We start from the raw sequence: 14222 nt of genomic DNA, 5'->3' as shown, positions 1-14222 counted from the left end.
TCGTCTCCCTCTGTCGGTCGATCCTAAGCGGCTCAGGGAATGAAGCGTTCCGGCAGTTCGCACACGAACGCCTCGCAGGCGTATGCGGTGGGCCGGCCATCCACCGCGGTGCGCGCTTCGAAGAGACCGAAGCCCGAATCCGCGAGCTTCGCTGCAGCCTCCTCCGTCACCACGATCGCGACAGTCCCGCGCGTCCCGCGCCGTGCAACGGCGCTCACGGCACCGCTCAAGGCAGAGGGATCGACCGGGTCTTCTGCAGGGGCCGTCGCCGGTCGAACGACGACGAACTGGCGTGGCACGCCGGTGAGCTCCGCCGCCACCCGCAGCGTCGCGCCGAAGGCGAGCGGATTGCCCGGAGCGACGCCGGCCACCGCGCCGATCGCCGCGTCCGCCACCTGGCGGTATCGATCGTCGTCGGTGAGCGCGTAGAGCACGCGCGCCGTGTCGGCCAGCGCGGACTGCCCACTCGGGTACGCACCCTCTGACGGGTCGGCGTCTGCCACCAGCTCGTGGGCGGCCAGCACGGGATCGCCGCCACCGGGCAGCGCGAACGGCGCGTTGCCGCGGGACTGCTCCGCCGCGTCGATGGTGGCATCCGCCATGGCACGTGCGGCGAGCGCGAAGCGCGGCTCCCCCGTTGCGAGGAACACGTCGAGCAGGCCGCGGGCGAACAGGCCGTAGTCCTCGAGGGCGGGTGCCGCGGATGACGCGCGTCCGTTCAGCGAGGCGCGCACGAGCATCCGGCCGCCTGCCGACACGTGCGAACCCATCAGGTGGTCCGCAATCTCGGCCGCGGCGACGACCCAGTCGGGTCGCTCGAACAGTGCGCCGGCGTGAGCGAGCGCCCCGATCGCGAGCCCGTTCCATCCGGTGAGCACCTTGCGATCGAGCCGTGGCGCCGGCTGCGCCGCGCGTGCCTCGGCGTCGAGCAGGTAGTAGGCGCCCTCGCGGCGAACCCCGTCGACGTCGCTCTCGGAGTCCTGTGCCGATGCGAACCCGCCGTCCACGCGCATCGTGGTGAGAAGGAAGCGTGCGACGCCGTGCGCCACGTGGATGAAGAACGGCGCATCCTCGTCGCTCGACGCCCTCAGCACCGCGGCGTCCGCGTAGAGCCGCAAGAGCCCTGCGTTGTCGTAGAGCACGCGCTCGTAGTGGGGTTCTCCCCAGTCGCGGCGGGTGCCGTACCGGAAGAACCCGCCATCGATTCCGTCGAGCAGCGCAGAGCCTGCCATGCGACGCAACGTGTGCAGCGCCGCCGATCTGCCGGTGTCCGTTTCGCTGTCCAGCAGGAAGGCGAGTGCCGGCACCGCGGGGAACTTGGGGCCCGCGAACTCCGGCGGCGCGCCGAATCCGCCGAATTCCGGGTCCTCGGCCGATGCCAGCGCGATCGCCGCCCGGTCGAGCGCGGTCCGGTCGATCGCGGATGCTCCTCCGCCGCCCGTCTCGCGCATCGCGTTCACCGCGGATGCCACCCGTGCCGCAGTGTCGGCGACGTCGTCGCGGCGCTGCGTCCAGGCATCCGTCACGGCGTCGAGCACCTGCCCGAACGACGGCAGGCCCCCGCGTGGCTGCGGCGGAAAGTAGGTTCCGGCGAAGAAGGTGTGCCCGTCGGGCGTCGTGAACACGCTCAGCGGCCAGCCGAGATTGCGGGTGAAGGCGCTCGCAGCTGCGAGGAACGCGGCATCCACGTCGGGATGCTCCTCGCGATCCACCTTCACGGGCACGAACCGTGCGTTGAGCCGAGCCGCGAGCTCGGGGTCGCTGAACGACTCGCGGGCCATCACGTGGCACCAATGGCACGTGGAGTAGCCGATCGAGACGAACACCGGCACGTCCCGTTCGCGCGCCTCGGCGAACGCTTCCTCGCCCCACGGATGCCAGTCCACCGGGTTGTCAGCGTGCGCCAGCAGGTAGGGGCTGACGGCATCAGCGAGACGATTGGGCATGCCGCCAGCCTAGGCTCGGGCCCTCCGGCGGTACTCGGGCAGGTTACGCCTCGAAACACGCGTCGCTCGGTAGGCTCTGGCCGTGAAGTTCTCGATCGTGGACGGTCCGACGGCCGCGGCGCTGGCACAGATTCTGCCCCTGCTGCTCCTCGCGTTCACAGTCGAGCTCAGGCGCACGGCGTTGCACCGCAGGGGTGCGAGGCCCGGCTGGCTGATCGCGGGGCTCGCCCTCTTCTACGCGCTGTTCGGACTCGTCGAGACGACGATGGTCATCTCGATCGACGGCCACCTTTTCCCGTCGAAGCCGAGCGACATTCTCGCCGGGTTGTTGATCTTCCTGCTGCTGTGCCTGCTCTTCGTGATGGCGCTCGTGCCGTCACGTGGCGACGGCAGCGGCAGTTCAGACGACGACTGACGGCGTCACGCGCCGCGGCGCTCCAGATAGAACGCGTCGAGACAGTCCGGAGCCACCTTGTCGAGCCACCGGTTCTCCGCCGCCGTGTTGGCCGGTATCGCCCTGCGGTAGGCGATCGCTTCGTCCAGTCCACCGCGCGGATCGACTCCGCACGTCTGCAGAAACGCATCGACGAGGAGCGAACGCAGCCCGTCGACCTGCTCGGCGACCGTCGCCTCCACCTCGAGTTCGGCTCCCAGCAACACGATCACGGTGATCGCCGCGTCGACGGATGCCCGCCCGGCCGCCACATCGTTCCAGTCGATGACGACGGGGCCGCGTTCGCTCAGCAGCACGTTGTTCGGGTGCAGGTCGCGGTGCACGATCACCGCATCGCGCGGACTGTCGGGCCCGGTGAGCCACGCGGGGGCGGACATCCGATGCAAGCGCTCGTGCAGTTCGCCGAGCAGCCGCCCGTAGCGTTCGTACTGCTCCGGCTCCTTCACCAGTTGATCGAAGAGCGTGCCGCCCTTGACGCGCTCCATGACGATGTCGGTGCCATCGGCCTCGAAGACGTGCGGAACGGGATATCCGTACGTCTCGAGGTGCCGCATCACGCGCACCTCCGGCTCGGCCGACAGCGCGACACGGTACCGGCGCAGCGCGCGCCCGTCGCCGAGATCGAAGACGTCTGCCGTTCGTCCCTGCGCGATCAGCTCCATGAGAACGAGCCTAGAGCGCGCCCGGTCACCTGAGTCAGGGGCGCGCCCCCTCGCTCAGCGCATCTGGAGCGGATGCGTTCCCCTGCGCCCCTCGTCGCCACGGTCGAGCGCGGCGATGGCGGCGAGGTCGTCGTCGGTCAGCTGGAAGCTGAAGATGTCGAAGTTCTCCGCCATGCGATCACGGTGGTTGGACTTCGGAATCGCAACGTTGCCGACCTGAATGTGCCAGCGCAGCACCACCTGGGCGACCGACTTGCCGTGCGCGGCCGCGATCTGCTGCAGCACGGGTGCGTCGCTGAGGGTGCCACCGCCGAGCGGGTACCACGCCTCTGTCGCTATGCCGTGCTCGAGGTGGAAGGCCCGCAGCTCGCGCTGCTGGAACTCGACGTGAAGCTCGACCTGGTTCACCGCGGGCGTGACTCCGGTCTCGGCGATGATGCGCTCCAGGTGCTCGATCTGGAAGTTCGAGACCCCGATCGCCTTCGCCCGCCCGCTCTCCGCGATGGAGGTCAGGGACTTCCACACGTTCGGGTAGATGCCCTTCTCGACCAGCGGCCAGTGGATGAGGTAGAGATCGACGCAGTCGAAGCCGAGTGCGTCCAGGCTCGCCTGGAAGGCATCCTCAGGATGCTCCTGGTCTCCGTTGGCGAGCTTGGTCGTGATCCAGAGGTCGTTGCGCGCGATGCCGGATGCCCGCACCGCTTCGCCGACACCTGCCTCGTTGTGGTAGCCGGCAGCGGTGTCGATGTGCCGATAGCCGACCTCGAGCGCGGTCCCAGCGATCTCGGCGGTGCGAGCCGGATCGACTCGGAACACGCCGAATCCGAGCTGCGGAATCGCGGTGCCGTTGTTCAGCGCGATGGTGGGGATGGTGGTCTCGGTCATACGCCAACGCTAGCGAACCGGGCGCGATCGCTCAGGTCGCGATCGAACCGTTCTCGTCCGGGGCGCCAGCGACCGATCCGCCCAGGTCGTGCACCTCGACGTCGCGGACGGCGTCGCCGGGCCGCGGGTTGCCGACGAACGCTGCGGTGAAATGGAAGACCCGCTCCGGGTCGTCCGGATGCGCCGCGACCTCCCGCACGCCGAGCTCCCGCCATCGGTCGAACACCTCGACCACCTCTTCAGCCATCGTGCGCGACTCGTCCTTGGTGAGCATCACCGCTCCCAGATAGATGGCGCGCGTGGCCTTCGGATCCCTCTGAATGCTCTCATCGAGGATTCCGCGCAACCAGTCGAGCCGTTCCGCCATCAAGGGATCGACGCCGGGGCCGCCTTCGACAGACGGCAGATCCAACCCCTCCGGATGCGTCATCTGCCAGACGCGATCCCGGCCGTCACGCGCGTGCTCCGGTGATTCCTGCACCAGGCCGGCCTTCGCCAGCGTGCGCAGGTGAAAGCTGAGTGAGTTCGCCGGCGCCCCCGTGACGGCGGCCAGATCGGCTGCCCGCGCGTGACCACGTGCCGCGAGCTCCCACATGATCCGCTGGCGCAGCGGATGGGCCAGCGCGCGAAGCATCGCAGGATCCGTCACGGGATACGCCTGTTCGACCACGCTCGGAGTCTAACAAAGTAGGCAACAGATATTGCGCAATGTATCTTGCGCAATATCTGTTGCCTATCTATGCTCTCGATCATGACCGACTCCACAACCACCGCGCACAGCACCTCCACCCTGTGGCGCAACACCCCGTACCTGCTTCTGATGACCGGCAAGACCGGCCAGCTTCTCGGCAATGGAGTCGCCGTTTTCGCCGTGCCGCTGATCGCGTACGGCATCACCGGGTCTCTCTTCTGGGCCGGTGTGATCGCCGCCATCAGCGAGATCGGCGTGCTCGTTGCGACACTGCCTGCCGGTGTGATCGCCGATCGCGTCGATCGGCGCCGCATCCTTCTGGTCTGCTCCGTGCTGGGCGTCGTGATCTGGCTCGGGCTGTGGTGGGCGGATGCCGCCGGCGTGCTGAACGGATGGGAGCTCGCGATCGCGCTGCTGGTCGCCTCCGGCATCGCGGCGTTCTCTGCGCCGACGGAGGCAGCGGGCATCCGGTATGTCGTCAGCTCGGAGCAGCTCGGATCGGCGATGGCCGCCATGCAGGGCCGCGGCGCCGTCGCCAGCCTGCTCGCCAGTCCCATCGGTGGCCTGCTCTATGGACTGAGCAGGGCGCTGCCGTTCCTCGCGAGCGCCGTCACCTACGCGCTCGCGGGCGTGACGACGCTGTTCGTCCGGGTGCCGTTGAACGACCGTCGCAGGGCCGACGACAGCCAGAGTGCGATCGCCTCCCTCACCGAGGGCTTCAGGTTCGTGCTCACCGTGCCGGTCATCCGCACCGGCATCGGCGTGTTCGCCATGCTCAATCTCGCGTTCGGCGGTGTCATCGTCGCGATCAACCTGCACCTCGTCGCCACCCGCACGGCACCGCTGCTGATCGCCCTCATCGACGTGATCTCCGGTGTCGCCATGCTCGTCGGTGCGGTCATCGCGCCGAGCCTCGTGAAGAGGTTCCGCGGCGGTCCGCTCGCTGTGATCTGTCTCGCTCCGTCTGTGGTGGGCGCATTCGGAATGGCCCTCGTCACGAACTACACCGGATACGCGGTGCTGACCGTCGTCATGACGCTCTTCATCCCGCCTGCGAATGCCGCATTGCTCGGCTACGTGAGCGCCATCACCCCGCAGAACATGCAGGCGCGCATGAACTCCGTCGTCTCCCTGTCGTGGACCCTCGTCGCCCCGATCGCACCGCTTCTGGGAGGCATCCTGCTCAGCACGGTCGGCGTCGGCTGGACGCTCGCCGTGTTCGCGACAGTGCTGCTGCTGGGCTTCCTCGCCTTCGCCGCGAATCGGGCCGTACGCAGCATCGGTCGCCCCGACACGTGGGACGCCGACCTGGTCGCCTGGCCGCCGAGCGCGTGAGCGTCACACGTCGTAGACGCGGATCAACTCCCGCTTGAGCACCTTGCCGCTCGGCCCGAGCGGCAGCGACTCGACGATCTCGAGGCGCCTCGGGTACTTGTACGCGGCGACGCGCTCCTTGACGTGATCGATCAGTTCGTCCGGCGTGGCGGTGGTTCCCGGCATGAGCGTGACGGCCGCCATGATCTCCTGACCGTGTGTCTCGTGCGACACCCCGAACACCGCGACCATCGAGACAGCAGGATGAGCGGCCAGCACCTCCTCCACCTCGCGCGGGTAGACGTTGTAGCCGTTGCGCACGATCATGTCCTTCTTGCGGTCGACGATCGTGACGTAGTCATCGTCGCTCTTCGTGCCGAGGTCGCCGGTGCGGAACCAGCCGTCGATGACGGCCTCCGCTGTGGCCTCCGGCAAGTTCAGGTATCCCTTCATCAGGTTGTGGCCGCGCACGACGATCTCGCCGAGTTCACCGCGTGGCAGCAGCTCGATGCGATCGTCGATCTCGGCGTCGGCCACCTCGACCTCGACACCCCAGAGGGGCTCGCCCACCGTGCCGGGGCGGGTCGGCTTGCCGACGATGTTGAACGTGGCGACGGGCGACGTCTCTGTGAGGCCGTACCCCTCGTGGATGTCGACGCCGTAGACCTCCTTGAACCGCTCGATCACCGCGAGCGGCAAGGCCGACCCACCGGACAGTCCGTACTTGAGCGGCGGTCGCTCGGGGTTGGCCTTCGCCGCCTCGAGGAGCGCGATGTACATGGTCGGCACACCGGTCATGATCGTGCAGTGGTGCTTGTTCAGCAGGTCGAGCGCCGTTGCGCCGTCGAACTTCGGCACCAGCACCACAGTGGCACCCGCACGGAAACCGACGTTCATCACGCACACCTGGCCGAACGTGTGGAAGAGGGGCAGGCATCCGAGAACGATGTCGTCGGTGCTGAGATCGAACGCGTCGGTGAGCAGGGAACTGGTCTGCTCGACGATCGCGAAGTGGCATCCCTCCGCGCCCTTCGGCTTGCCGGTCGTACCGCTCGTGTACAGGATCGTGGCGGTGTCGAACGGGTTGCGCTGCACGTAGTCGTCGATCGGTTCCGCGACGGATGCCTCGTCCTCCAACCGCGGGAACGGCAGCGTCGCCTGCATCTCGTCAGGCACGAGAACGCTGAGCACATCGACGCCGGCGGCCGCAGCTCCCTTGGCGCCCTCGCCGAGAAGCGGAGCAGCGCAGATCAGCGAAACCGCGCCGGAGTCCTTGAGCACGTATGCGATCTCGTCGGCCTTGAGCAACGCGTGCACCGGCACGACCACGCCGCCGAGGGCGAGGACGGCGAAGTAGACGCGCGGAAAGTCGGGCACGTTGGGAATGAGCACCGCGACCGGCGTTCCCTCCCCGACTCCCCTGGCGCGCAGCGCGCCCGCGTAGCGCTTCGTCTCCCACCACAGCCGGGCGTAGCCGATCTGCTGCTCGCCGAAGATGACGGCGGTGCGCTCCGGATACTTCCTGGCGGCCTCAGCCAGGATCGAGGCCACCGAGATGGTCGCGAATCCGGTGGGCTGCGCACTGCTGGTCGAGACGGCCGGCTGCGCCGGGACTCCGAGAACGGCGTTATCGGTCATGGGTTGCTCCTTGTCGTCGTTGACACGGCATCCTGTGCGCTGAAAAGCAGCGCGTGATGGTGAGAAACCTACACGTTTGCGCTGGGTGCAGGCTTCGCCTCGTCGACGGCCGCCGGCGATCCGAGGTAGCGGTGAACGACCCCGCGCAACGCGATGATCGTCGCCTCGATCGACGCGACGTCGATGTGCTCGTCGTTGCCGTGCATCGCGCGCCGTGCCTCCGCGTGGGTCCATCGCTCGCTGAGCACGCCGAAGCCGTAGGTCGGGATGCCCGCCCAGCGCAGGAACCGTCCGTCCGACCCGCCTGGCGCCATCACCGGTACGGCGTCGGCCTCCGGGTACACGTCGGCGATGGATGCCCGCAGCGCCTCGAAAAGCGGCGTGTCCGTCGCGGAGTAGCTGGCGGGGGCATCCGCCTCGCCTATCACGGTGATGCGCGGTGCGAGGTCGCCGAGCGCATCGATGATGAGCGCGTCGACCGCCTGCGGAGTGACGCCGGGCAGAGTGCGCACGTCGAGCACCACGTCGGCGGCGCCCGGGATGACGTTTCGTGCGTCACCGCCATGCACGATGGTCGGCGAGACGGTGGTGTGGGTGAGCGCGTGCACGAGTCCGGCGAGGGGGCCCAGTTCGCTGAGAGCCTCGTCGAGCGTCGCCGGGGTCATGAGGCGAGACGCGAGATCCGGCTCGAATCCCGCTGCCGCGACGTAACGCGGCCACAGGTCATCGATCACAGCACGTGACGGATGCGCCGCGATGCGCTCGATCGCCCGCGCGGCGAGCACGGCCGCGTTCACCGATCCGTACGGAGTGGATCCGTGGCCGGGCACCCCGCGCACCTTCAGCCGCCTGGTCGAGATGCCCTTCTCCGCGACCGTCACCGTCACCCCTCGCACGGGTCCCGGTTCGCCGGTCGACGCGTCGGCCGCGCGCAACGGAACGCCGCCGGACTCGGTGAGCGCGGCGTCGACGCGCAGCAGCTCTGGGCGATGCTTCAGGATCCACTCGGCGCCGAGCGCGCCGCCGCTCTCCTCGTCGGCGACCGCGGCGAAGACCAGTCCACCCGATAGTGGGGTCTCGGCGACCTCGCGCGCGATGACCGCGTATGCGGCGGTGAGCGAGAGCATGTCGAGTGCACCCCTGCCCCAGATCACGCCGTCCACGAGGTCGGCGGCGAAGGGGTCGTGGGTCCAGGCATCCGCGACGGCGGGAACCACGTCGGTGTGACCGACCAACGCCAGGGTCGGAGCACTCGGGTCGGTGCCGGGGATGCTCACCACCAGGCTCACCCGACCGGGCTCGGGTTCCACCAGCTCGACGTCCACACCGAACGCCGCGAAGTACCCCTCGAGCGTGCGCGCACTTCGCTCTTCGCGCCCGGAGCCGGGGCTGCCGTCGTTCACGCACGCGTTGCGTATGAGTTCGCGCAGCAGCGCAACAGCTTGGGTCGTCGCATCCATCGCCCCATTCTCCCTGCCCGCCCCTGCCATCCCGGCCTCACCCCCTCACCCGGGTTCACCCCGGGCTCGCCCCGGCGCAAAACAGGCAAGGTCGCGCTCTCCTCGCGAAAACAGGCTAGAGCTGCCTGTTTTCGCGTTATCTGCCTGTCTTCCTGCGGGTGGGCTAGGGCGGGTGGGCTAGGGCAGGTGGGCTAGGGCAGGCCGGCCAGCCGCAGCAACGCCGCCGCTACGGCGCCGACGATCACGACGACGAGGAACGGCGCTTTCAGCAGCAGAGCGATCAGGGCGGCGACGAGCGATCCGATGCGCGAGTCGAAGACGACCTGCTGACCAGACGCGAACGTGTTGAGCACCGTGAGGGATGCCAGCAGCCCGATCGTGAGCGCACCGGCGACCCGCGTCATCCGCTTGTTCTTCAACGCCTTCGCCGGCACGAGATAGCCCAGCAGTTTGGTGAGATAGGCGACGACGGCCGCGGCGAGGATGTAGAGCCAGGTGGTCACGATGGGCTCGCCTCATGCGGTTCGACGTCTGGCTCGAGGCCCTCGTCGGCACGCCCGACACCGAACAGTCCCCACACCGCAGCGACGACCGCTGCCACCAGCACGGGGATGCCCGGCGGCACGAACGGCACGACGATCACGGTGACGACGGCGCAGGCGACGGCGATCGCCTCCGGTTCGCGCGACTTGAGTCTGGGCCAGAGCAACGCCAGGAAAGCCGCGACGGCTGCACCGTCGAGTCCCCACGCCTTGGGGTCGCCGATCGCGTTGCCGAGGAGAGCGCCGAGCGCCGTGAAGACATTCCACAACAGGAATATGCCGATGCCGGTGACCCAGAACGCCCGCTTCTGCTCGGCTGGATCGGTCTGCGCGCTGGCCGTGGCCATGGACTCGTCGATCGTGACGTGCGCGGCGCCGAGTCGCAGCCATCCGCGGGGTCGCAGCAGCGCGTTCAGCTGCATGCCGTAGACGGCATTGCGGATACCCAGCAGCGCCGCCGACCCGAGCGCTGCCCCACCGCTGCCGCCTCCGGCGAGTACCCCGATGAAGGCGAACTGCGAGCCGCCGGAGAACAGCAGAAGGCTGAGCGCCATCGTCTGCCAGACATCGAGACCGGATGTCACGCCGAGCGCTCCGAACGACACACCGTAGAGCCCGGTGGCGATCGCCACGGATGCCCCGGTGCGCGCCGCAGGAGACCGCCAGAACTTCATCCGGTCAGTCTGCCCGACACCAGCAACTAGAATCGAACGCTCATGTCTTCCGCGCCCGCCACCGCTGATCGCGACCTACCCGCCATCCACTTTCCGCCCGAGCTGCCCGTCAGCGCCCGGCGGGAGGAGATCGCGCGCGCCATCGAGGCGAACCAGGTCGTGATCGTCGCCGGCGAGACCGGTTCGGGCAAGACCACGCAGCTTCCCAAGATCTGCCTCCAGCTCGGCCGCGAGTCGATCGGACACACCCAGCCGCGGCGCATCGCGGCCCGCGCCATCGCGGAGCGCGTCTCCGAAGAGCTCGGCGACGAGGTCGGCGGGCTCGTCGGCTACAAGGTGCGGTTCACCGACGAGGTGTCGAAGGCGACGCGCATCAAGGTGATGACCGACGGCATTCTGCTGAACGAGATCCATCGCGACCGCGACCTCGAGGCCTACGACACGATCATCATCGACGAGGCGCACGAACGCAGCCTCACGATCGACTTCTTGCTCGGATACCTGAAACGCCTTCTCCCGAGGCGCCCCGACCTCAAGGTCATCGTCACCAGCGCCACCATCGACCCCGAGAGCTTCGCGCGGCACTTCGCGGATGCCGCAGGCAACCCCGCCCCTGTCGTCGAGGTCTCCGGTCGCACCTACCCGGTCGAGGTCAGGTACCGCCCGCTCGTCGCGGAGGACGAGGGCACCGACGACGTGGACGCCACGCCATCGGCGGACCGCGATTACCTGCAAGGCATCACGGATGCCCTCGACGAGCTCGCGCATGAAAAGGCGGGCGACGTGCTCGTCTTCCTCTCCGGCGAGACGGAGATCCGGGATGCCGAAGACGCGGTGCGCGGACACATCACCCGCCGTGGCGAGGCGGAGACGACCCAGGTGCTCCCGCTGTACGGACGTCTCTCCGCAGCGGACCAGCATCGGGTGTTCGGGCCGGTGCCGGCCGGCATCCGTCGCCGCGTCGTGCTGTCGACGAACGTGGCGGAGACGAGCCTGACGGTGCCGGGCATCCGGTACGTGATCGACGCCGGTACGGCCCGCATCTCGCGGTACTCGACGCGGGCGAAGGTGCAACGGCTGCCGATCGAGGCGATCTCGCAGGCGTCCGCGAAGCAGCGCTCTGGGCGCTCGGGACGCACGAGCGACGGCATCGCGGTCCGGCTCTACTCGCAAGACGACTACGAGAAGCGACCGGAGTACACCGAGCCCGAGATTCTGCGCACCAATCTGGCGGCGGTCATCCTGCAGATGATCTCGCTCGGTCTTGGCGACATCGCGGCATTCCCGTTCCTCACCCCACCGGACTCCCGCGGCATCAAGGACGGCCTCGACCTGCTCGCCGAGCTGAACGCCGTGCACAACGGCACGCTCACCAAGACCGGCCGCACGCTCGCACGGCTGCCGGTCGATCCGCGGTTCGGACGCATGCTCGTGGAGGCCGGCGTCAACGGCGTGGTGCGCGAGGTGATGGCGATCGTTGCAGGCCTGACGATCCAGGACCCTCGCGAGCGTCCGCTGGAGCGTCGCGCCCAAGCGGACCAGCAGCACGCCAGGTTCGTCGACCCCACGAGCGACTTCCTCACGCTGCTCAACCTCTGGAACCACATCGAGCAGAAGCAGAAGGAGCTGTCCTCGAGTGCGTTCCGCAGGCTCTGCAAGGCGGAGTTCCTGAACTACCTGCGCATCCGCGAGTGGCAGGACCTCTACCGTCAACTTCGGCGCACGGCCAAGCCGCTGGGGCTGATACCGAAAGATGCGCGGATCGATGCCGACGGCATCCACAGGGCTCTGCTCTCGGGGCTGCTGTCGCACATCGGTCTGCGCGACGCGCAGAAGAAGGACTACCTCGGGGCGAGGAACACCCGGTTCCTCGTTTTCCCGGGATCGGCCCTGGCCTCAAAGAAGAACGGCGCAGGACAGCCGCAGGCGATCATGAGTGCCGAGCTCGTGGAGACGAGCAGGCTCTTCGCCCGGATGAACGCGGCGATCGACCCGGAGTGGGCAGAGCCCCTCGCCGGAGATCTCGTTCGTCGCAGCTACAGCGAGCCGCACTGGGAGAAGCGACAGGGATCGGCCGTCGTGTTCGAGCGGGTGACCCTGTTCGGGCTGCCGATCGTGGCCAAGCGGCGAGCGCAGCTGAATCGCATCGACGCGCCGCTGGCCCGCGAGCTGTTCATCCGTCACGCGCTCGTCGACGCCGAATGGCCGAGCGACACCCGAGATCACGCGTTCGACTTCCAGCGCGCCAACGCGAAGCTGCGCACCGAGCTCGAGAAGGTCGAGGAGCGCACGCGTCGCCGCGACATCCTGCTCGACGACGAAACGATGGTCGCGTTCTTCCAGGAGCGCATCCCGCGCGACGTCACCGACACCCGTTCGTTCGAGTCGTGGTGGCGGCAGGAGCGCCGCATCAACGGCAGCCTCCTCACGATGCGCCGCGAGGACCTGGTCGACGACGTCGAAGAGGCCCGTGTCGACGAGGATGCCTTCCCTCCGATCTGGCAGCAGGGCGACCAGCGGCTCGCGCTGACGTACCGCTTCGAGCCCGGCGAGGAGGACGACGGGGTCACCGTGCAGGTGCCCCTCGCACTGCTGCCACGGCTCTCGCACGTCGGATTCGACGCGCAGGTGCCCGGGCTGCGCACGGAACTGATCACCGCGCTGATCCGCACGCTGCCGAAGGCGCTGCGCCGCTCCGTCGTGCCTGCCGCCGACTGGGCGGCCCGCATCGCCGCCGAGCTGCCGGCAGGCATCGGGTCCTCGCTCGGATCGGCCGACAGCTCGGCGAACGAGCCGTTCGCCGTCATCCTCGCCCGCACGATCAAGCGGCTCACCGGCACCCCGGTCGATGCCGGCGATTTCGACGTCGAGCGGGTTCCGTCGCACCTGCGCATGACGTTCCGCGTGGTCGATGAGCGCTCCCGCGTGGTGGCTGCCGGCAAGGACGTCGTCGAGCTGCAGCGCGAGCTCGCCCCGAAGGTGCGTGATTCGGTGGCGAGGGCATCCGTTCGCCGTCGGGATCCGATCGAGCGCACAGGGCTCACGACGTGGGACTTCGACGAGCTGCCGCGTTTCGTCGACACCGAGCAAGGGGGCCGCGGAACCGGGATGCCGCGCAGCGTCATCCGCGGGTACCCGACGCTCGTGATCGAGAAGGACGGCGTCGCGATCCGCGTGGTCGGCACGCAGCAGGAGCAGGAGCGGTCTCTGCCCGACGGGGTGCGCAGGCTGCTGCTGAACGACATCCCCTCCCCCACCGGTTACGTGCAAGAGCACCTCACGGGCGCGGAGAAGCTGGCGCTTGCCGCCAGTCCTTACCCGTCGACCAAGGCGTTGTTCGAAGACTGCCTCGCCGCGGTGATCGATTCCGCATTGTTCGAGGCCGCGCCGGGTGGGCTGGTGTTCACGCGAGCGCAATTCGAGGGCATCCGCGAGCAGATCTCGGCGGGTGTGATGGATGCCCTGTTCGACACGGTCTCGCTCGTCGCGCGCATCCTCACCGAGCATCGTGCCGCCGAAAAGGTGCTCTCCGCGACCTCGTCGATGGCGCTGCTCGGCGCACTGACCGACGCGAAGACGCAGCTCGCCGGCCTCGTCTTCCCCGGATTCGTCTCGCGTTCGGGACTGACACGGCTACGGCACCTGCCGCGATATCTGCAAGCGATCACCTGGCGCATCCAACGACTTCCCGACAACCCCGGGCGCGACCGCGTCTGGATGACCGAGGTGCAGACCGCGACCACGCGCTTGACGGATGCCGGCGGCAGCATTCCGCTCCCCGCACACTCGGCGCCGTCGCTCGTGCACGCCCGCTGGATGCTCGAGGAGCTGCGCGTCAGCCTCTTCGCCCAGCAGTTCGGCACCGCGGAGACGGTGTCGCTTCAGCGCATTCAGAAGGTGCTGGCCGACTGACGCGGCCCTCATTGCCGACTGACGCGGCCCTCATTATCGGCGGA

11 protein-coding genes are annotated in these 14222 nt (G+C 68.5%); 3 read left to right on the top strand and 8 right to left on the bottom strand.

Annotation, left to right across the window (positions count from 1 at the left end):
• Nucleotides 1-32 precede the first annotated feature (32 nt).
• Nucleotides 33-1946 carry a thioredoxin domain-containing protein gene (locus MJ603_RS11765; RefSeq protein WP_243063921.1) on the bottom strand — a complete coding sequence of 638 codons (1914 nt, stop codon included), beginning with the start codon at nt 1944-1946 and terminating at the stop codon, nt 33-35.
• A gap of 82 nt (nt 1947-2028) precedes the next feature.
• Here MJ603_RS11765 and MJ603_RS11760 point away from each other — a divergent pair, with 82 nt between their 5' ends.
• The gene (locus tag MJ603_RS11760; RefSeq protein WP_243063920.1) at nt 2029-2361 is read left to right on the top strand and encodes a hypothetical protein; all 333 of its coding nucleotides are present in this window, start codon (nt 2029-2031) and stop codon (nt 2359-2361) included.
• A gap of 5 nt (nt 2362-2366) precedes the next feature.
• Here MJ603_RS11760 and MJ603_RS11755 read toward each other — a convergent pair whose 3' ends face one another.
• Genes MJ603_RS11755 through MJ603_RS11745 form a run of 3 tightly spaced genes read right to left on the bottom strand, consistent with a single transcriptional unit; the run spans nt 2367 to nt 4617 of the window.
• Nucleotides 2367-3062, bottom strand: coding sequence for a phosphotransferase (locus MJ603_RS11755; protein WP_243063919.1), 696 nt, complete (start codon nt 3060-3062; stop codon nt 2367-2369).
• A 54-nt stretch (nt 3063-3116) separates the two neighbouring features.
• The gene (locus MJ603_RS11750; protein ID WP_243063918.1) at nt 3117-3947 is read right to left on the bottom strand and encodes an aldo/keto reductase; all 831 of its coding nucleotides are present in this window, start codon (nt 3945-3947) and stop codon (nt 3117-3119) included.
• A 31-nt stretch (nt 3948-3978) separates the two neighbouring features.
• Nucleotides 3979-4617 carry a helix-turn-helix transcriptional regulator gene (locus tag MJ603_RS11745; protein ID WP_243063917.1) on the bottom strand — a complete coding sequence of 213 codons (639 nt, stop codon included), beginning with the start codon at nt 4615-4617 and terminating at the stop codon, nt 3979-3981.
• 81 nt (nt 4618-4698) lie between these two features.
• Between MJ603_RS11745 and MJ603_RS11740 the strand changes: the two genes are divergently transcribed.
• Nucleotides 4699-5973, top strand: a complete 1275-nt coding sequence (locus MJ603_RS11740; RefSeq protein WP_243063916.1) for an MFS transporter — start codon at nt 4699-4701, stop codon at nt 5971-5973.
• A 3-nt stretch (nt 5974-5976) separates the two neighbouring features.
• On the opposite strand, the gene MJ603_RS11735 is transcribed toward MJ603_RS11740, so the two are convergent.
• The 4 genes from MJ603_RS11735 to MJ603_RS11720 all read right to left on the bottom strand — a co-directional run bounded on the left by MJ603_RS11735 (nt 5977) and on the right by MJ603_RS11720 (nt 10266).
• Nucleotides 5977-7590, bottom strand: a complete 1614-nt coding sequence (locus MJ603_RS11735; RefSeq protein WP_243063915.1) for a long-chain fatty acid--CoA ligase — start codon at nt 7588-7590, stop codon at nt 5977-5979.
• A gap of 68 nt (nt 7591-7658) precedes the next feature.
• Entirely contained in the window at nt 7659-9050 is a 1392-nt protein-coding gene (locus tag MJ603_RS11730) for a M20/M25/M40 family metallo-hydrolase (RefSeq protein WP_243063914.1), read from the bottom strand.
• A 191-nt stretch (nt 9051-9241) separates the two neighbouring features.
• Nucleotides 9242-9553 (bottom strand): AzlD domain-containing protein, encoded by a 312-nt coding sequence (locus MJ603_RS11725; RefSeq protein ID WP_243063913.1) that lies wholly within the window; start codon nt 9551-9553, stop codon nt 9242-9244.
• Entirely contained in the window at nt 9550-10266 is a 717-nt protein-coding gene (locus MJ603_RS11720) for an AzlC family ABC transporter permease (protein WP_243063912.1), read from the bottom strand. Before MJ603_RS11720 ends, MJ603_RS11725 begins: the two co-directional genes overlap by 4 nt.
• A gap of 42 nt (nt 10267-10308) precedes the next feature.
• Between MJ603_RS11720 and hrpA the strand changes: the two genes are divergently transcribed.
• A complete protein-coding gene (gene hrpA, locus MJ603_RS11715) occupies nt 10309-14178 on the top strand; it encodes an ATP-dependent RNA helicase HrpA (protein ID WP_243063911.1) in 3870 nt (1289 codons plus the stop codon).
• Nucleotides 14179-14222: the final 44 nt, after the last annotated feature.

Origin of the sequence: Humibacter sp. RRB41, from assembly GCF_022761015.1 — a bacterium.
Lineage (GTDB): Bacteria > Actinomycetota > Actinomycetes > Actinomycetales > Microbacteriaceae > Humibacter.
This window is presented reverse-complemented; position numbering and strand designations above follow the sequence as displayed.